Annotated in this window: 9 protein-coding genes; 7 read left to right on the top strand and 2 right to left on the bottom strand. The window is 66.0% G+C overall.

Features of this window, described 5'->3' with window-relative positions:
* The first annotated feature begins 3 nt into the window (after nt 1-3).
* From H7K34_RS02865 to H7K34_RS02835, 7 genes are read left to right on the top strand one after another with little or no spacing between them, the layout of a single operon-like run.
* Complete coding sequence (locus H7K34_RS02865; RefSeq protein ID WP_264059717.1) at nt 4-132, top strand: hypothetical protein; 129 nt, start codon at nt 4-6, stop codon at nt 130-132.
* The gene (locus H7K34_RS02860; RefSeq protein WP_264059716.1) at nt 129-842 is read left to right on the top strand and encodes a hypothetical protein; all 714 of its coding nucleotides are present in this window, start codon (nt 129-131) and stop codon (nt 840-842) included. The genes H7K34_RS02865 and H7K34_RS02860 overlap by 4 nt, the downstream gene beginning before the upstream one ends.
* 21 nt (nt 843-863) lie before the next feature.
* Entirely contained in the window at nt 864-1,286 is a 423-nt protein-coding gene (locus tag H7K34_RS02855) for a hypothetical protein (RefSeq protein WP_264059714.1), read from the top strand.
* Entirely contained in the window at nt 1,283-2,335 is a 1,053-nt protein-coding gene (locus H7K34_RS02850) for an NAD(P)H-dependent amine dehydrogenase family protein (RefSeq protein WP_264059712.1), read from the top strand. The genes H7K34_RS02855 and H7K34_RS02850 overlap by 4 nt, the downstream gene beginning before the upstream one ends.
* 19 nt (nt 2,336-2,354) lie before the next feature.
* Nucleotides 2,355-2,777: a VOC family protein gene (locus H7K34_RS02845; RefSeq protein ID WP_264059711.1), complete on the top strand. Its 423-nt coding sequence runs from the start codon at nt 2,355-2,357 to the stop codon at nt 2,775-2,777.
* 33 nt (nt 2,778-2,810) lie between these two features.
* Nucleotides 2,811-3,998 carry a cytochrome P450 gene (locus H7K34_RS02840; protein WP_264059709.1) on the top strand — a complete coding sequence of 396 codons (1,188 nt, stop codon included), beginning with the start codon at nt 2,811-2,813 and terminating at the stop codon, nt 3,996-3,998.
* Entirely contained in the window at nt 3,995-5,233 is a 1,239-nt protein-coding gene (locus tag H7K34_RS02835; RefSeq protein WP_264059702.1) for a cytochrome P450, read from the top strand. Before H7K34_RS02840 ends, H7K34_RS02835 begins: the two co-directional genes overlap by 4 nt.
* Here H7K34_RS02835 and H7K34_RS02830 read toward each other — a convergent pair.
* Together H7K34_RS02830 and H7K34_RS02825 are read right to left on the bottom strand one after the other, a co-directional pair.
* Entirely contained in the window at nt 5,230-7,875 is a 2,646-nt protein-coding gene (locus tag H7K34_RS02830; protein ID WP_264059701.1) for a sugar epimerase family protein, read from the bottom strand. The two genes, H7K34_RS02835 and H7K34_RS02830, sit on opposite strands and share 4 nt — an antisense overlap.
* Before the next feature lie 19 nt (nt 7,876-7,894).
* Nucleotides 7,895-20,380, bottom strand: a complete 12,486-nt coding sequence (locus H7K34_RS02825) for a type I polyketide synthase (RefSeq protein ID WP_264059699.1) — start codon at nt 20,378-20,380, stop codon at nt 7,895-7,897.
* Nucleotides 20,381-20,715 lie beyond the last annotated feature (335 nt).

Genomic DNA, 20,715 nt, shown 5'->3' with positions numbered 1-20,715 from the left:
CCCATGGATCTCAAAGAACGCAAGCGCAAGAGGGCGCTGATCATCATCCAAGTCCTCATCTACGGCTACTTGCTGACAATGTTCGGAATCCAGCTCTACATGTCATTCGCCAGAGGCTGGTGGGATCTATGAATCTCCCTTTACTGAAACGACATTCGGAGGGCGCCGACTCAAAGGCCGACCTCGAGGGCCACTACGACGAGTCCCGCCAGGCCCAGCGCCGAGCCGACAAGTGGATGATCGTCGGTGCCGCCTTGATGGGGATGTGGGCGCCAGGTCTGATCGGGTTTCCGATCTTCATGCGCGGCGTGTGGCTGCAGCGCCAGGCCCTGCGCGCCGGGCTGTCGGTTCGACCCATGATCGTCACTCTGATCGGCTACCTCGTGCTGATCGACGGAATGCTGAACAGTCTGGGCTGGGCCCTGGACCTGGTCGCAAATCACACGCTGATCAATCGTGTGCTGATGGTCGGCTGGGGCAACATGTTCGACGCGGGCTATTTCTGGCACTACAACGAGCTGTGGGTCGGCGGCGCTGCGGGACCGGGCGAAAAAGCTTATGTAGCCGGGTTAATCCTCACGGTTTTCTCCATGCGGGTCGCCGCGGCGATCGGCTTCCTGCAGATGAAGCGCTGGGGCCACCAGTGGATGGTCGTGACCTGCTGGATGGGTGTGGTGATCTGGTCCGCGTATGTGTTCAACATGACCATGTTCGCCGACGTGCGCTACGCCGGTGTGGTCTTCCCGGTAGTCGGCTGGTGGCTCTACGACATCTTCTACATCACCCCGTTCCTCGCTATCCCCTATCTACACACCGCTAACCGCGAAATCTTCAGCGACTAACCAGGTTTAAGGAGCGCCATTGTGACCGCACCCGTATCCACCGACGAAGACAAGCCGGCCGAGGATCTTCCACCCGGGACCACGCCCTATTACGCGCGCATGCACAAATGGATTAAGCGGGCGGTGCTGGTGTGTCTGGTCGCCTTGGTCATCGAAGGTGCGTTCACGTTGCCGTTCATGGCGGTCTACTACGGCTACCCGACGCTGAGCCTCACCGAAATCTGCAGCGAGCTGCTCAAGATCCGCTACTCCAACGACACCTTGGAGTGCCAGTACCCCTACCCGCCGTTGGGGCCGCCCGAGGGCGCTCAAGGTAAAGCCACCGCCCAGGACGTGTGGGGAATCCAGCCGATACCTAAGTACCATCGGCTTGGATTCCGCGAACTCGTCAGGATTCACAACGACAGGCTCGCCCGCCAAGCACATGCGGCGCCGCACCCGTGACATATCGGGTCGTTCAGTGGACGACCGGCAACGTCGGCAAGAAGTCGGTCCACGCAATCGCCGAGAATTCGTTATTGGAACTCGTGGGCTGCTTCGCGTGGTCTCCTGACAAGGTCGGCCGTGATGTCGGTGAACTGTGCGGCATCGAACCCGCGGGCGTCCATGCCACCGACGATGTCGAGGCGCTACTGAGGTTGAGGCCCGATTGTGTTGTCTACAATCCGATGTTCGCCAATGTCGATGAAGTGATCCGGATTCTCGAAGCGGGCATCAACGTCGTAACCACCTCGGAATTCATTACCGGACACCAACTGGGCTGTGACCGTGAACGGATCAGCGAAGCATGTGAGCGCGGTGGGTCGACCATCTTCGGGAGTGGTATCAACCCGGGCTTCATCGAGCTCTTCGCGATCGTCACAGCCGGCATCTCCGACCGCGTGGATCGAATTTCCATTGTCGAATCCTTCGACACCACTATCTACAACTCCCCGGCAACGGAGATACCGATGGGTTTCGGCTATCCGATCGACCGTCCCGATCTGCATGCGATTACCGAAAAAGGATCCGGGATCTTCCGCGAGGCGGTGCTCCTGATGGCCGACGCTCTGGGAGTCCAACTCGACGACGTGCGGTGCGAAGCCGAATATGCGCAAACTACCGAGGATCTGCTGCTGCCCGGCGACTGGGTCATCAAGCAAGGTTGCGTCGCGGGCATCGACGTCCGGTGGAAGGGAATTATCGATGCACGCGAGGTGGTCGAGGTTCGCGGCATATGGACCAAAGGCCAATCCCTGCAACCGGATTGGTCGACGAGCTTCGGTTACACCGTCACGGTGGAGGGCCGGCCGACTATCAAGAGCACCCTGAGTTTCGAGCCCCCGCCGGACTTTCAAGGCGAGACGTTGGACGACTACATCATGCTGGGCCTCACGATCACCGCGATGCCGGCAATCACCGCGATTCCGGCCGTCGTCGCCGCTTCCCCCGGCATCGCCACCTACAACGAGCTGCCGCTGCTACTTCCGCGCGGAGTCCTGACAACCAGTTGAGTAAGAAAGCCGATCGTCGATGACTGAAAAGCAAGAACCCTCGTTGCATCACGTCGTGTTCGCCGTGCAACCGGAGCGCCATGCGGCTGCGGCACAGCTGTTCAGCGATTTGGGGTTCGTCTTCGAGACTCTGCAGCTAACCGAGCTCGGTTTGGACATCCACCTCGACTGGAATCGAGGGATCGAGCTGATCAGCCCGATCCCTGGGTCCACCGGGGAAGTAGCCGTTTCGGTAGACGAGTTCCTCGAGCGGCACGGTGCCGGCGTGTACACCGTGGTAATCGGCGTTCCGGAAGCAGATTCTGCCGAAGCCGCCGCCGAGCGCTACGGCGCCACAACGCGATTCCGACAACACTTCGAGGGCGACGGTTCCTATCTCGACGAAAACGACCTGTCGGTCTTAGGGCTGCCGCTGACACTTCTGGCGACCAATATTCCGTAATCGCTGCTGCGCCAATCGAAGGGAACAAGCCGCATGGCCGAAGCTGGTGATTCAGGGCGAATTCCGGAGCTCGATCTGGATGCCTTGCCGATGGTGCTCGACCGCGGCGCCGGCTGGGCAGCACTGCGAGAAGCCGGCCCGGTGGTGTTGAGTGACGGCTGGTACGCGTTGACCCGTCGTGAAGATGTGCTCGCAGCACTGCGCAATCCGAACGTGTTCTCGTCCCGGAAGGCTTTCGAGGTGGTCGGCAGCCCGCTGCCGCTGGTACCTGCGGCATTCGACCCTCCAGAGCACACCCGGTTTCGGAAGATCTTGCAGCCGTTCTTCAGTCCGCATGCACTCGCCGCGATCCTGCCCTCGATTCAAGGGCAAGCGATCGACATCATCGGCTCGATCGCGGAGCGCGACGAGTGTGAAGTGATGGCCGACCTCGCGACTCCGTATCCGTCGCAGGTCTTCCTGACGCTGTTCGGCCTGCCGCTGCGGGATCGCGAGCGGCTTGTCGGATGGAAGGACGCCATCATCGAGCTGAGCATTCCCAACGCCGCCAGCGATAGCCCGGATCTGACGCCGGCGCTCGAGCTCTTCGCCTACCTCACCGAGGCCGTGGTCGAGCATCGCCGGCATCCGGGTGACGATGTTCTTTCCCAGGTGCTTGCGGGCGAGGACGGGCTCACCGACGACGAAGGCCTCGGCATGGCGTTCTTCTTCGTTCTCGCCGGCCTGGACACCGTGACGTCGGCAATCGGGGCGGCACTGCTCGAATTGGCACGGCGTCCCGACCTGCGCATCAGGCTTCGGGAAAAGCCGGACGAAACAAGCATTTTCGTCGAGGAGATCATCCGCCTGGAGTCGTCGGCGCCCGTCGTCCCACGAGTGACGACCGAGGAGATAACCGTCGCCGGCATCACCCTGCCCGCGGGATCTCAGGTGCGGCTCTGCCTCGGCGCGATCAACCGGGACGGTTCCGATGCGATATCCGGTGACGACCTGGTGATGGACGGCAAGGTGCACAAGCACTGGGGTTTCGGTGGCGGACCACACCGTTGCGTAGGTTCACACCTGGCGCGGATGGAGATGAATGTCGTGGTGACCGAATGGCTCAGCCGTATACCACATTTCGAGCTTGCACCCGGATACCGGCCCGAGATCACCTGGCCCTCCCCGACGTGCACCTTGCCCTCGCTCCCGTTACGAATTTTGGCAAGTGAGACAACATGACCGTAAATACCACGATGCCAAGCGTGTTCGACGCCGGACTCCCGACGCTGCACTACGACATCACCGATACCGTGCACGAGGTTGCCCCGCGGATCCACGAGGTGCGGAAGCAGTCGCCGATGGCCATCGGCCCCTTAGGGCCGGAGGTGCTGGGCTACGAGCTCGCCCGCGGCATACTTCGCGACCCGCGATTCGTGTTCCCGCCCGGCATGCACATGACGGCTCGCGGAATAACGTCCGGTCCGCTCTATGACAGGGTGCTCGGCACCATTCTGGGTATGGAAGGCGACGAACATCGGCGGCTGCGCAGTCTCGTGTCCAAAGCCTTCACGCCGCGGGCGTCCGCGCGCATGGAACAAACCATCGACACGGTGATCAACGAATTGATCGATCAGATCGCCGACGCCGGCCGGTGCGATTTCGTCACCGATATCGCCCGGCCCTACCCGATCCCGATCATCTGCGCGCTGTTGGGCGCACCTCCCCGCGACTGGGAACAGTTTTCACTGTGGGCGGAAGACGTCTTCAAAATCGTGCGGTTGGATTCAAACCTCCTCGACGAGCAGGACATCGTCATGCGGGCCTGGGACGAGTTCGACGCCTACATCGACGACATGATCGCCGAACGGCGTGGCCGGTTGACCGACGATCTGATCTCCGAATTGATCCGCGCCCAGGACGACGGCGACCGACTCAGCAACGCCGAGATGCGCATGCTGGCATTCAGCATCCTGAGCGCCGGCACTGACACCACCCGCAATCAACTAGCCGCGTCCATGCATGTGCTGTGCGATCATCCGGATCAGCTGGCGTTGCTCCGCGACGATCCTGCCCTCGCGATGCGCGCCGTCGAAGAATGCATGCGGCATTCACCGGCGGTATGTGCCACGCTCCGCACGGTGCTCGAAGATGTCACGTTCGCTGACTACACCTTTCCGGCCGGCACCTTCATTTCCGTGAATACCTATGCGGCCAACTGCGATCCAGAGATTTATCCCCACCCGGACCAATTCGACATCACCCGGGATGACCCGCCACCCATTTTGACCTTCGGCGGCGGCGCCCACTACTGCCTTGGGGCAAACCTCGCCCGAGTGGAGCTTGCCGGCGCCCTCAAAATTCTCGCCCGGCGGATATCCAACCCGCACCGCGTTGCGACGTCACGCTGGAAACCGATGCTGGGACTGAGCGGGCCGCTGGCTTTGGAGATCGAATTCGACGCTGCCGACGCCTAAAGGGTGCGGCCGCTAGCCGGAGACGATGAGTTGCCTTCCGGCGCAAGCTCGAGCACCTGAATCTCGCCCGTCGTGCCATCGACCTCGACCAGTGCGCCCGACGGCAACGACCTTGTTGCGCCTTGCACATCCACCACACAAGGGAAGCCGAATTCGCGGGCCACCACGGCGGCGTGTGACATCGGGCCGCCGAGTTCTGTCACCACTGCAGCCGCATAGCAGAAGGCGGCGGTATAGCCGACGTCGGTGACCTCCGCGACAAGTATCTCGCCGGGTTGCAGATCATCGATGGTCTCGGGACGCACGATGCGCACCCGGCCGCGTACCCGTCCCCCGCATACGCCGACTCCGCGCAAGGAGTCGCCGCTGGAAAGTGGTACCGACGACGTGGTGGACGGCTCCCAGCTCCCGCTGAACACCGTCGGCGGAGCAACAGCCGCCAGCCGGCGCTGTTCGGCCCGGCGCCGGGCCACCAGCCCCGCGACGTCGGCCGGCAGCGCATCGAGTTCGTCGATCAGCAGATAGAACACGCCATCGGCGGTATCCAAGATACCGGTGTCGACCAGCCTGCGCCCGTACTCGCGCAGCAGACCACGCAGCACCCAGTTGGCCCTGACTACTTTGTCGCGACGAGCTTCACGGTCGCGGAGTTGGTGTGCCGCCAACAGCGCTACCGGTGTGGCCCGCAAGGGAATCCGTGGATGCCGCGGCTGGGGCGCCGCGGGCGCACTCATTGCCCTGGCCACCATCCGGACCAGTAACTCGGGATCGTCGGCGTAGCTGGTCGAGAGCATCTCGAGCTCTGCCGGGCCACGATGGCCGATCAACGCCAGCTCGGCCAGCACCGCGGCGTGAAATTCCGGTGCGTCGACGGCGAGCTTGTCCAGCCGCTCCCCCGGTTCGGTCAGCAGCCGAACCACATTCGGGTCGCGCTGTGCAGCCACCACCAAGCGATGCATGGCCTCCACCGATCGCGCGCTGACCAGTTCCGGGCCCGCGGGCGCGGAGGTGTCTCGCCCGCATAGCCCGCGCAGCAACACATTGAAGGCAGCGCACAGCATGAAGGACGCCGAGGCCAGCACCCAACCATGCACGACGTGGTCACGTGCCAGCACGATCAGGCTCAGCAGTCGGCGATCGTCGAGTTCGGTGACATTGTCGGCCAGCCGTTCCAGGCGATCGACATCGGCAATGAAGTCGCGGGTATCGCGGGACGCACCGGAGCTCAGGCCGATCAGATTGGCGCCGAACACCCCGACATTGCGCGCGTTGCGCAGTTGCCTTCGGACCCGGCCGATTTCGGCCGGACGCAGCTCTCCGAAGACCGGCAGCGAGGCCATGCTGGGGCCGAAGAACCCGCTGTTGCTGACGATCATCGACGGCTTGGCGAACGGCACGGTCTCGGCCATGAAGTGCGCCGATGTGATCGCCCCATACAGCCGGTGGGCGAACACCGCGACGGTGCGCATCGCGATTTCGCGCTGGACCATTCCGCCCGGCCGCAGCCGCTCGGCAATGATGGCTCCACCGGCGCGCAACCCACGCACGGTCGCCGACGCCGACGCCGGCGAGAACGGCCCTGGCAGCGCCTCGGACAAATTGGTGGCCAAAAATGTGGGAAAGCGCGGATCGACAGGGGTGTCGAACTCGCCGTTATCTCCTTGTGGACCAGCCAGTTTAGGTGCCACACCGTCGCCTGCTGGCGCATCGACGGCAGGCAGGTCCGCAATATTGGCCAACCGCCACGGCAGCGATACGACTCGCTTACCCAGCGCGACGCGGCCGCGCATCGCCAAGGCGAAGTCCTCGATGCATTCGTCGCAGTTCCACACCGGCCGGAATCCCCACTGCTCGCGCAGCAGTGAGGTATCCATCAGCGGGGCGGTTCGGATCAGCTCTAGCTCGCCACGTCGTCCCAAAACCCACAATGGGGCACCCACCCGGACGACCGGGCGCCCAAGCCGGGCAGCGACCTGACGGAAGGTCTGCTCACCCGCCGCGGCAAGATTGATTGGGCCGTTGGCGATCGCGGTGTCCACGACAGCACGAGTGAACAGTCGAAGCGCATCGTCGAGGTGGACGACCTGCATGCGCCGATCGGCGGACCCGTCGGGGAACGCCGGCAATGCGAGCAGCCCGCGCACCCAATTGTCAACGTTGCGGCCCACAATGAGCGCGGAACGAATCGCGATCCATTCGGCCTCCGATGCGCCGAGCAGATCTTCGACCCGGGCTTGGTGCAGTCCGTCGGACAGCACCGGAACTATCGGCGCCTGCTCGGCCCTGGGCGTGTCCGCGCCGCCATAGACGTGTGCCGACGACGCGAAAACAATTCGCCTGCAACCAGTCTGGGCCATGGCGTGCAGAACGTTGAGTGTACCCCCGACGTTGACCTCGTGACCGATGCGTTCATCGGGGCCGGCGCCGCGCGCCCACGCGAGATGCGCGACGACGTCCGCGCCGGCAATGCCGTGTTTGACCGCGACCGCGTCGCGGATGTCCGCCTCAATGAAATCGGCTTCACTAGACCAGCTTTCCGGCCGGTGCCGGGCGATCCCGACGACCTCGTGACCCTGGCTGAGCAATCGGGCGGCGAGACCGCGGCCGAGCACACCGCTGGCCCCGGTGACCGCGATTCTCACTGACTGCCGACTTTCATGATTATTCTTCGTCGTCGTCGCTCAACGCCGCATTGAGCAGGTCCTCGAGGTCCATGTCCGCGATGTCCTTTTCGGTGCTCGCTCCAGCGACTGGGGCCGCCGCGGTGCTGTCTTCGGTTGCCAACGCGAGCAACAACTCCAGCACTCCGGCTTGCCGGAGTCGCTTGACCGGAATCGACCCCACCACACGCTGAATGTCGGCTTCCCCGGGCGCGGCGGCCGGGGCGCCTTCCTCCGAACTCCCCACCAGCTCGGAATGCATGTAACCAGCCAGCGCGGCGCAGTTCGGATAATCGAAGATCAGCGTGGGCGAGAGCGCCAGACCGGTAGCGGACTTCAGCCTGTTGCGCATCTCGACGGCGGTCAGCGAATCGAAGCCGAGCTCCTGGAACGCTCTTTCCGGATCGATCGACTCGGGGCTGGAGTTGCCCAGCACCGTGGCGATATTGGAGCGCACCAGATCCAGCAGAACCGCGTATTGCTCATCCTCGGGCAAGCCTTCGAGACGTTGCAGCAGAGCTGATTTGGACTTCGCCGCGGCCAGCGAGTCGTCAACCTGGCGCCGGGTCGGCGCGTTGATCAGGTCAACGAACATCGGCGGCAACGTTCCGCCGTCGAACTTGACCCGCAGCGCCGCAAGGTCGATTTGGGCGGGCAACAAGAACGGCTCGTCGACGATCAGCGCGGTGTCCATCAATTCCAGTGCCTGATCCGACGACATCGCGACGATGCCGTCGCGGCCGAATCGGGCACGATCGGCGGCACCCAGCGCACCGGTCATGGCACTGGCCTGGTCCCACAGACCCCAGCCAAGGGACATCGCCGGCAAGCCGTCCCCGCGCCGGTGCACGGCCAATCCGTCCAGGAAGGAGTTGGCAGCCGCGTAGTTGGCCTGACCCGACGCGCCTGCCAATCCGGCCATCGACGAAAACAGCACGAAGGCAGACACATCGAGTTCGCGCGTCAACTCGTGCAGGTTCCAGGCACCGTCGACCTTGGCCCGCAGCACCGCATCCACCCGTTCCGGGGTCAACGACGAAATCACCGCGTCATCGAGCATCCCGGCCGCATGAATCACGCCGGATAGCGGCCGCTGCACCGGGATATCAGCGATCACCTTGGCCAACGCCTCGCGATCGGCGACGTCACAGGCCACCACCTGGACCTGGGCACCCGTCGCGCTGAGCTCGGTCATCAACTCCGCGGCCCCCGGCGCATCCAGGCCGCGCCGGCTCACCAAGACCACGTTGCGTGCGCCACGGCGAGAGACCACGTGGCGGGCCAACGCCGACCCGGCCATGCCGGTCCCACCAGTGATCAGCACGGTGCCGGCCGACCAGCCATCCGGCATCGTCATCACGACCTTGCCCACGTGGCGGGCCTGACTCAGGTACCGCAACGCCGCCGGCGCGCGTCGGACGTCAAACCTGGTCACCGGCAACGGCCGTAGCACGTCGTCCCCGAAGAGCGCGGTCAGCTCGTCGAGCATCTGCTGGATGCGCTCGGGACCCGCCTCGAACAGATCAAAGGCGCGGTATCGCACCTCGTGATGTTCCTCGGCGACCTTGGCGGGCTCGCGGATGTCGGTCTTGCCCATCTCCAAGAAGATCCCGCCGGGAGCCACCAGCCGCAGGGACGCGTCGACGAAGTCGCCGGCCAGGGAATCCAGCACCACATCCATGCCACGCCCGGCGGTGACCGCACGGAACTTGTCCTCAAACTCCAGGCTTCGGGAATCCCCGATATGATCGTCGTCAAAGCCCATGGCCCGCAAGGCGTCCCACTTGCCACGGCTCGCCGTCGCGAAGACCTCGAGACCCAGGTGCCGGGCCAGCTGCACGGCAGCCATCCCGACACCGCCGGCGGCGGCGTGCACCAGCACCCGCTGGCCCGGTTTCGCCGCAGCCAGATCCGTCAGTGCGTAATACGCGGTGGCGAAAACCACTGTGGTGGTTGCGGCGGCGGTGTGCGACCAGCCGGCCGGCATCTTGGCCAGCAGCCGCTGGTCGGTGGTCGCGCTCGTTCCGGTCCCGTCGGGGAACAAGCCCATCACGCGGTCACCGATCGCGAAACGGCCATCCTGCGAAGCTGTTTCGATCACGATGCCGGACGCCTCGATACCCATCACCGCATCGGGATCGGGGTAGAGACCGAGCGCGATCATCACGTCCCGGAAGTTGGCCGCGATGGCCGACAGCGCGACCCGAACCTGCCCCGGCTCCAGCCGCGCGTCGGCATCCGGGATTCGCTCGAGTCGCAGGTTCTCGAATGTGCCGCGACTGCTCATGCCCAACCGCCACGGGCCATCGCCCGGCGGCACCAGGAGACCGCCCAGCGCGCGGCTGCCATGCACTCGCGCGATGTAGACCTTTGCACCACGCACCACGACTTGCGGCTCACCGGTCGCCAGGACCGCGGCCACCGCCTCGTCGTCGAGCGATCCGTCGCTGTCGGCCAACACGATCCGGCCTGGATGCTCGGTCTGCGCCGAACGCACCAAGCCCCACACCGCGGCGCCCGCCAGATCGGTGATCTTCTCCCCCGGCAACGTCGTCGCACCCCGGGTCGCCACCACCAGCGTTCCCGCACCCTCGCGGGCCAACCACGTCTGCAGCACCGGCAGCACCGCGCGGGTGGCTCCGTACACGCCGGCCAGGACGTCATCGGCAATCGCCGCCGACTCGAACAGCACCGCCGATCGCTGCCCCTCGGCAGGCTGGGATGCCGGTGCACCCCAGGTGCACACCGATACCGGCTGCGCCGAGGAGGCCGGCGCAGCGATCCAGTCGACTTCGAAGAGCCGGTCCGGCCCGGAGTTCGACACCGCCGCCAGCAATTGCTGATCGGTGACGGGTCGGGCCACCATCGATGCCACCGAAAGCACCGGCAGCCCAAGGCCGTCGGCGAGTTCGATCGACACCGCCGACTCGCTCACCGGAACGATCCGCGCCCGGACCGCCGACGCGCCCGCAGCGTGCAGGGACACCTGCTGCCAGGAGAACGGCACCAACATCGACCCTTCGGCAAGCTCGTCGCTGTCCGAGGCCAGGATCACCGCGTGCATTGCGGCATCCAGCATCACCGGGTGAACCCCGAACCCGGCCACCGAGACCCCGGCATCCGCAGGCAACGTCACTTCGGCGAACACCTCGTCGCCACGACGCCACATCGAGGTCAAGCCGCGGAACGCGGGTCCGTAGCCGTACCCGCGCTCGGCCAGCCGCTCATAGCCGTCGCCGACATCGACCGGGACCGCACCGATCGGCGGCCACGCCGACAGATCCGCGCACGACTCGGCCGACCCGGCGCGCAGCACGCCCTCGGCGTGCAGCGACCAGCCGGAACCGGCCTCGGCACGCGAGAAGACCGACAAGGCACGGGCGCCCGAGTCATCGGTACCGCCGACCACCACCTGGATTGCGACCGACCCACCGGCCGGCAGTACCAGGGGCGCTGCAAGATTCAGTTCGTCGACAACTCCGCAGCCGACCTCATCCCCGGCGCGGATCGCCAACTCGACGAATCCAGCTCCCGGGAACAGCACGACCCCGCCCACGGCGTGATCGTTTAACCAGGTCTGCACGCTGGGCGATAGCCGACCGGTGAGCACCACTCCGCCCGAAGCCGGCAGCTCGACCACCGCACCCAGCAGCGCGTGTTCGCTGGCGGCCAGGCCCAGCCCGGCCGCATCGGCCGGCATACCGTCGCCGGCAAGCCAAAACCGCCGCCGCTCAAAGGCATAGGTGGGCAGCTCGACGAAACGCGCCTGGCCAAGGACACCGCGCCAGTCGACATCCATCCCGGCGACGAATCCTTGCGCGATCGCATTGGTCAGGGTCTCCGGCTCCGGACGGTCCTTGCGCAACGCGGACATAGTGAAGACCGGCGCATCGGGAAGCGATTCCTCGATCGACGCCGTCAGGCCACTGCTGGGCCCGACTTCGAGGAAACGGGTGCCTCCTGCCGAGTGCACGAAGCGCACACTGTCGGCGAATCGCACCGCCACGCGCACATGCCGCTTCCAATAAGCCGCCGTCGCGAAGTCATCTGAGGCCAGCTGCCCGGTCACGTTCGACACGATCGGGATGGTGGGTTTGCCGACGGCGAGTCCGGCCGCGACCGTTCCGAATTCGTCGATCATCGGATCCATCAACGGAGAATGGAAAGCGTGCGAGACGGCCAGTTGGTGCACGCGTCGACCGTCGGCACGCAGGCGCTCGGCAATCGCGGTCACCTTGTCTTCCTCGCCCGAAATCACCACCGAGCCCGGTCCGTTGACCGCTGCGATGCCGACCCCCGTTTGTTCGAAGGGAGCCAGCAGCGGGAGCACTTCTTCTTCGGTGGCCTGCACGGCGATCATCGCCCCGCCGACCGGCAGTGCCTGCATGAAGCGGCCACGGGCGGCCACCAGCACCGCGGCATTCTGCAGCGACAAGACATCGGCGACGTGCGCGGCCGCCAACTCGCCGATCGAGTGGCCGAGCACGAAGTCGGGCCGCACACCCCAGGATTCGAGCAATCGGTACAGCGCTACTTCCACCGCGAACAGCGCCGGTTGCGCGAATTCGGTGGTATTCAACAGGTCCTCGTCGTGGCCCCACATCACTTCGCGCAACGGCCGCAGCAGGTGCCGATCCAATTCGGCCACCACGGTGTTGAAAGCCTCGGCGAACACCGGATACCCGGCGTGCAATCCCCGGCCCATGCCCAGTATTTGGGAGCCCTGGCCGGGGAAGACGAAGACGGTCTTGCCCCCCGGTGCTGCGCTGCCGCGCACGACCGATGCGGCCTCACCGGTGGCCAATTCGTCGAGGCCGGCAATCAACTGGTCGCGATCGGCACCAGTGACGACCGCTCGATGCTCGAAGTTCGACCGGCCCGCCAAGGACCATGCCACGTCGGCGACATCGAGATTGCCGTGGACGCGGAGATGAGCGGCCAGCCTGGACGCGTGGGAGCCTAACGCCGACAAGGACTTTGCCGATACGACCCACGGCAATACCGGCACCTTGAGGCGATCGACTAGGTGGTCGGGATCGACCGGCGCGGCCTCGATGATGACGTGGGCGTTGGTGCCGCTGATGCCGAACGACGACACGCCCGCGCGATGCAAGCGCCCCGCGGCGGGCCACTGCCGCGCCTCGGTCAGCAACGACACCGAGCCCATCGTCCAATCCACGTGCGGGCTGGGCTGATCCACATGCAACGTCGCCGGCAACAGCTCGTGGCGCATCGCCAACACCATCTTGATCACGCCGGCGACTCCGGCGGCGGCTTGGGTGTGACCCATGTTCGACTTGATCGAACCCAACAGCAGCGGCTCGGTCCGGTGCTGCCCGTAAGTCGCCAACAATGCCTGGGCCTCAATGGGATCGCCCAATGTGGTGCCCGTGCCGTGGCCCTCGACCACGTCGACCTCGGCGGCGGATAAACCGGCACTGGCCAACGCGGCACGGACCACCCGCTGCTGTGACGGCCCGTTGGGGGCGGTCAATCCATTGGAGGCACCGTCCTGGTTGATCGCCGAGCCACGCACCACCGCCAGCACCGGATGACCCAGGCGCCGTGCATCCGATAATCGCTCAACGACGAGCATGCCGCCGCCCTCGGAGAATCCGGTGCCGTCGGCGGCTCCCGCGTACGCCTTGCATCGGCCGTCAACCGACAGGCCGCGCATCCGGCTGAACTCCACGAAGATGTCGGGTGTGGCGTTGACCGTGACGCCGCCGGCCAGGGCCAAGTCGCACTCACCCGAACGCAGCGATTGCGCCGCCATGTGCAACGCGACCAACGACGACGAGCACGCGGTGTCCACCGATACGGCGGGGCCTTCCAGCCCCAGCACGTACGACACCCGACCTGATGCCACACTCGAGGATTGGCCGGTCAGCCGGAAACCCTCCGCGGTCGGTGCGGCGCCGATGCCGTAGCCCTGTGTGTATATGCCGGCGAACATGCCGGTAGCGCTGCCACGCAGCGTGCCAGGTTCAATTCCAGCCCGCTCCAAGGCTTCCCAGGACAGTTCGAGGAACATCCGCTGCTGCGGATCCATCGCCAGCGCCTCGCTCGGCGCAATACCGAAGAAGGCGGGATCGAAGTCCGCGACGCCGTCAACGAAGCCACCGGTGCGCGTGTAGCAGGTGCCCGGAACATCGGGGTCCGGGTTGTACACGCCGGACAGGTCCCAGCCGCGATTGCTCGGGAATTCAGTGAGGACGTCACGGCCCTCCGTCAGCATCTCCCATAGGTCGTCGGGAGACGTCACCCCACCCGGGTAGCGGCACGACATGCCGACGATCACGATCGGGTCGTCGCCGGTAACACTCACCACCGCGGTGTGGGCGATATCTTGCGGGACACCGGCGAGCTCGTTGCAGATGTAGCTGGCCAGCCCGCTCGGCGTTGGGTAGTCGAAAATGAGAGTGGGCGAAAGCGCCAGTCCGGTCGCGGTTTTCAGCCGGTTACGCATTTCGACCGCGGTCAGCGAGTCGAAGCCGAGGTCCTGGAACGCCTTGTCGGGATCGATCGCCTCGGCGGTGCTGCTGCCCAACACGGTCGCAATGTGCGAGCGGACCAGGTCCAGCACCAGGGCGCGCTGTTCGGGTTCGGAGAGTCCGTGCAGTCGGTGCGCCAGAGCCGATTTCAATTTCGCAGCGGCCAGTGAGTCATCGACTTGGCGCCGTGCCGGTGCGTTGAGCAGATCGGCGAACATCGGCGGCACCGCGGCCGCATGCGCACGCAGCGCGGCGAGGTCGATGCGGGCGGGCGCGATGAAAGGCTGGTCGACAATCAGTGCGGTGTCGAACAGTTCCATCGCTTCGGCCGACGACAACGCCAGGATTCCGTCGCGGCTCAACCGGGCGAGGTCTGCAGCATCCAATCCGCCGGTCATAGCGCTGGCCTGATCCCACAACCCCCACCCCAGCGAGATCGCCGGCAACCCGTGTGCCCGCCGGTGCGCGGCCAGCCCGTCGAGGAACGTGTTGCCCGCGGCGTAATTGGCCTGGCCCGATGAACCCACCAGCCCGGCCATCGACGAAAACATCACAAACGCCGACACATCCAAGTCGCGGGTGAGCTCGTGCAGGTTCCACGCCGCGTCCACCTTCGCCCGCAACACCGCGTCCACCCGTTCGGGTGTCAGCGAGGTGACCACCGCATCGTCGAGCACACCGGCGGCGTGGATGACTCCCGACAGCGGGTGCTGCGCCGGAATATCGGCAACCGCCGCGGCCAAGGCCCCGCGGTCGGCCGCGTCGCATGCGATCACCGTCGTCCGGGCTCCGGCCGCTTCCAATTCCGCGACCAACTCGGCAGATCCGGCGGCATCCGGACCGCGACGGCTCAGCAGCAGCAGGTTCTGCACACCGTGGTGCGTCACCAGATGGCGGGCCAGCGTCGAACCCGCCATGCCGGTACCACCGGTGATCAACACCGTGCCGGCCGCCCACGCGTCCGGCAAAGTCAGCACGACCTTGCCGATGTGGCGGGCCTGACTCAGGTACCGCAGGGCCGTACGGGCCCGTCGCACATCGAAAGTCGTCACCGGCAAGGGCCGCAGCACACCAGTGTCGAACAGTTCGGTGAGCTCGAGCATCCACTCGTGCATCCGGGGACGGCCCGGCTCGAAGAGGTCGAAGGCGCGGTAGCGGACGCCCGGATACTCCCGCGCGACCACGCCGGGGTCGCGGATGTCGGTCTTACCCATCTCCAGGAATACGCCGCCGGGCACGACCAGGCGAAGGGACGCGTCGACGAATTCACCGGCCAGCGAGTCCAGCACGACATCCATGCCGCGCCCACCAGTGACCGCGCGGAACTTCTCCTCGAACTCGAGGCTGCGCGAGTCCCCGATGTGGTCTTCGTCAAAGCCCATGGCCCGCAAGGTGTCCCACTTGCCGCGGCTGGCGGTACCGAACACTTCGAGTCCTAGGTGCCGGGCCAGCTGCACGGCGGCCATGCCCACCCCGCCGGCGGCGGCGTGCACCAACACCCGCTGACCCGGCTTGACATCAGCCAGATGGATGAACGCCATGTATGCGGTGGTGAAAACCGCTGAGATGGCGGCTGCTTCGGCGTAGGACCAGTCGGCGGGCTTCAGCTGCAGCAGGCGGATATCACCGGGTACCAATGTGCCGCTGCCGTCGGGGAAGAATCCGTAGACCGAATCGCCGACCGCGAATTCGGTGACGCCAGGCCCGACTTCAACGACTACGCCCGCGCCTTCGCCGCCGAGCAGTGCGTCGTGGGTGAACATGCCCAGCGTGATCATCACGTCGCGGAAGTTGGTGGCGATGGCGCGTAGGGCCACCCGAACCTGACCCGGCTCCAGCGGCGCACCGGCGTTGGGAACCGGTTCCAGGCGCAGGTTTTCGAACGTCCCCGCGCTGCTGATACCCAGCCGCCAGGGCCCCTCTGCGGGAGGTAGCAAGATTCCGTCGACCGCACGGCTGCCATTCACCCGCGCGGTGTAGATCGTTGGGCCACGCAGCAATACCTGCGGCTCGGCGACCGCGACGACCGCGGCAGCGGCCTCGTCATCGAGGGGTGCATCGGAATCCACCAGCACGATCCGGCCGGGATGCTCGGTCTGAGCCGATCGCACCAGACCCCACACGGCGGCGCCCGCTAAATCGGTGACATCCTCGCCCGGCAGCCCGATGGCTCCGCGGGTGGCCACGACCAGAACGCCCGTCTCCTGCCCGGTCAACCACGACTGCACGGCCGCCAGCACCTGGTGCGTGCGAAGATAGCTGGCCGCCACCGGATCATCCTCGGTAGCAACGGATTCCAGCAGCTGGTGGGGTGAAGCCTGCTTTGCACCGGCGGCTGACGACGCCGGCGACCACACCACCTCGAACAACCGGTCCGGGCCCGAGCTCGAGATGGCCGCGCGCAGTTGCTGCTCGTTGACCGGACGGACGGCCATCGTGCCCACCGACAGCACCGGCAGCCCCAGCCCGTCGGCAAGCTCGATCGACACTGCGGAAGGGCCCGCCGGCGCGATGCGCGCGCGTACCGCCGACGCGCCCGCGGCATGCAACGAGACGCCCTGCCACGCGAACGGCAACACGACGTCGGTTTCGTCGGCATCCTGGTGCGCAATGACCATCGAATGCATTGCCGCATCGAGCAATGCCGGGTGCACCCCAAATCCGTTGACACCTCCGGCGGCATCCGGCAACCGCACCTCGGCGAACACCTCATCACCGCGGACCCAGGTGGCGGTCAATCCTCTGAACGCGGGACCGTAGCCATACCCGCGGGCCGCCAGTTTCTCGTAGCCGTCGGCCGCATCCACCGCGACCGCACCGGCCGGTGGCCACACCGACAGATCGGCCTTCGGCTCGAGCGGCGCGGAACTCAACTCCCCCTCGGCGTGGCACATCCACGCGGAGTCGGCGTCGACGCGCGAAAAGATCGCGACACTGCGGCGGCCCGATTCGTCGCTGGCGCCCACCACGACTTGCACTGCCACCGAGCCGAATCCAGCATCGGTCACCGGCAACATCAGCGGCGCCTGCAGCGTCAGCTCGTCGACTGTCGAGCAACCGACTTCGTCCCCGGCACGGATGGCCAGCTCGATAAATCCCGCGCCGGGGAACACCGGCGTGCCAGACATGGCGTGATCGGCCAGCCAGCCCTGCAAGTTCGGCGACAAACGGCCCGTCAGCACCACCCCGCCCGAGGCGGGCAGGTCGACCACCGCGCTGAGCAACGCGTGCTCACTGGTTCCCAGGCCCAACCCCGCGGCGTCGGCTCCGACGCCCTCGCCGGCCAACCAGAACCTGCGCCGATCAAAGGCATACGTCGGTAGCTCGACGAAGCCGGCGCCGCCCAGTACCCCGCGCCAATTCACATGCACGCCCGCCGTGAAAGCGGCGGCGGCCGACATCAGGAACCGCTCGAGTCCGCCGTCGTCACGGCCCAGGGTGGGAACGACGATCGCCTCGGTGTCGGCGGCACCGGTGTCGTTGTAGGTGTCCTCGATCCCGGCGATCAACGCGGGATGCGGACTGGATTCGATGAATGTCCGGTATCCGTGCTCGCATGCGGTACGTACCGCCTGGTCGAATTGCACGGTCTGCCGGATATTGCGATACCAGTACGTCGCATCCAAACCGGCTGTATCCAAACGATTTCCGGTCACCGTGGAAAAGAAGGCGATCCGCGTGGAACGTGGCTCGATGCCGGCAAGCACCTGAGTCAGCTCTTCACGAATCGCCTCGACCTCAACCGAATGCGACGCATAGTCCACGTCGATCCGGCGGGTCCGCAGATCCAGGTCGGCGCAGAAGCCGACGACTTCTTCCAGCGCCGCAACCTCACCCGAAACCACGACCGCAAAGGGGCCATTGACGGCGGCGATGCTGAGCCGATTGCCGTAGGGCGCCAGCAATTCTCGCGCACGCTCGGTGCTGCACGCGATGGAAAGCATGCCGCCGGTGTGAGCCAGCGACCGCAGCAGCTTGCTGCGCAACGTCACCACGCGCGCGGCATCGCGCAGCGAAAGCGCACCGGCGACATATGCCGCGGCGATCTCCCCCTGCGAGTGCCCGATCACCGCGTCCGGATTGACTCCGACCGACTTCCACAGTTCGGCTAGCGACACCATCACCGCGAAGAGCACCGGTTGCACCACGTCGACGCGATCCATGCCCGGCGATGCGGGTGCGCCACGCAACACGTCAATCAGCGACCAGTCGACGAATTCGGCGAACGCCTCTGCGCACGCCTCGATCTGCTGGGCGAATACCGGTGCAGCATCGAGTAACTCGATGCCCATGCCCAGCCACTGCGAGCCTTGGCCGGGGAAAACGAAGACCTGCTTGCCGACTGGGCGCGCCGCTCCCCGAATGATCGAACTACCCGGGTCATCGCCGGCCAATTCGGCGAGACCGGCCAGCAATTGGTCGCGGTCACTACCGACGACAACGGCCCGGTGCTCGAAGGTCGCCCGGCCGGCCAACGACCACGCCACGTCGGCAAGGTCAAGCCCCTCATCGCCAGCTACCTGCGCGGCCAGGCGAGCCGCCTGAGATGTTAACGCCGCCACTGACTTTGCCGATAGCGCCCACGGCACCACCGTGGGCGCCGGGCCGGGATCCCGCGGGTCTTCGGCAGGGGCGGATTCGACGATCACATGCGCGTTGGTGCCGCTGATACCGAACGACGAGATCCCCGCGCGGCGTGCATGGTCCGCCGCCGGCCAGGGCCGCGCCTCGCTCAGCAACGACACCGCACCAGCCGACCAATCCACGTGCGGGCTGGGCTGATCCACATGCAACGTCGCGGGCAGCGTCTCGTGGTGCATCGCCTGCACCATCTTGATCACGCCGGCCACCCCGGCGGCGGCCTGGGTGTGACCCATATTCGATTTGATCGAGCCCAACCACAGCGGCTCACTGCGATCCTGGCCGTACGTCGCCAACAACGCCTGCGCCTCAATCGGATCGCCCAATGTGGTGCCGGTGCCGTGGCCCTCCACCGCATCAACCTCGGCCGTCGACAACCCGGCGTTGGCCAGTGCCGCGCGCACCACCCGCTGCTGCGAGGGGCCATTGGGTGCGGTCAATCCGTTGGAGGCGCCGTCTTGATTGACCGCCGAGCCGCGCACCAGCGCCAGCACCGGGTGACCCAGCCGGCGCGCATCCGACAGCCGCTCCACGACCAGCATGGCGCCGCCCTCGGACCAGCCGACGCCGTCGGCTGCCCCCGCGTAGGCCTTGCAGCGCCCGTCGGGCGCCAGGCCACGGTGCCGGCTGAACTCGATAAAAACCGTTGGGGTGGCGTTGACCGTGGCGCCGCCAGCCAGGGCCAGGTCGCACTCGCCGGACCGCAGCGACTGCACGGCCATATGCAAGGCCACCAGCGACGACGAGCAGGCCGTATCCACCGAGACGGCCGGGCCCTCCAGCCCCAGCACGTAGGACACCCGCCCCGAGGCGACACTGGAGGTCATGCCGGTCAGGCGATAACCCTCGATTTCCTCGGCGAGCATGCCGTAGCCCTGGACGATGAGCCCGGCGAACACCCCGGTGGCACTGCCGCGCAGCCCGCTGGGGTCGATCCCGCCTCGCTCCAACGCCTCCCACGCCAGCTCCAGCAGCATCCGGTGCTGGGGGTCCATCGCGAGCGCCTCGGTGGGCGCGATGCCGAAGAACGCGGGGTCGAAGTCGGCGACGTTGTCGACGAAGCCGCCGGTGCGGGCGTATGTTTTGTGGCGCGCGTCGGGATCGGGGTCGAATAGGCCCGCCAGATCCCAGCCACGATCGGCCGGAAACTCCGAGATCACGTCGCGGCCGTCGGCCACCATTTGCCACAGACTCTCGGGCGTATCTACACCGCCCGGGAAGCGGCAGGACATACCCACGATTGCGATCGGCTCGCTCGAGCGCTCCAGCAGCGCACGGTTGGTGCGCTTCAGGCGTTCAACCTGGACCAGCGCTTTTCGCAGCGCCTCGGTCGCATGCTGGAGTTGATCCACCTCAGTACCCCTTGCCTAACATTTGGTCTCTCCCGAACACGGGATGCCAACCACCGGATGCCGAGTCACGGCAGTCGCTGCACGAAGCGCGTTTCTGAGCCGCGTCGTGCTGCTCTCCGACCCAAGAATGTCGCTGGTGAGTATGGCTAACTCCGACAGGATTTCAAAACGTCCGATGCTCCCGGCTGCTAAAGGAGGATCGGGTCCGACGTGTGGAACGCCGTGTCCAATGGGATTGCGGCGCGCCCGGTGCCGCTGCGGTCCCGCTGACCGCGCCATACGCGTAGCACCCCGTCCATGGCGCGACTGTACCCGGCTAACCATCGGTAGTGGTC

The sequence above is a fragment of the Mycobacterium montefiorense genome, from assembly GCF_025823255.1.
In the GTDB taxonomy this organism is placed as follows: domain Bacteria; phylum Actinomycetota; class Actinomycetes; order Mycobacteriales; family Mycobacteriaceae; genus Mycobacterium; species Mycobacterium montefiorense.
Note: the sequence above shows the minus strand (reverse complement) of the source record. Positions and strands in the feature narration are given on the sequence as shown.

Coding starts and splice junctions, on each gene's coding strand:
- H7K34_RS02840 (WP_264059709.1), top strand. CDS start 2,811: ATGGCCGAAGCTGGTGATTCAGGGCGAATTCCGGAGCTCGATCTGGAT.
- H7K34_RS02835 (WP_264059702.1), top strand. CDS start 3,995: ATGACCGTAAATACCACGATGCCAAGCGTGTTCGACGCCGGACTCCCG.
- H7K34_RS02845 (WP_264059711.1), top strand. CDS start 2,355: ATGACTGAAAAGCAAGAACCCTCGTTGCATCACGTCGTGTTCGCCGTG.
- H7K34_RS02865 (WP_264059717.1), top strand. CDS start 4: ATGGATCTCAAAGAACGCAAGCGCAAGAGGGCGCTGATCATCATCCAA.
- H7K34_RS02860 (WP_264059716.1), top strand. CDS start 129: ATGAATCTCCCTTTACTGAAACGACATTCGGAGGGCGCCGACTCAAAG.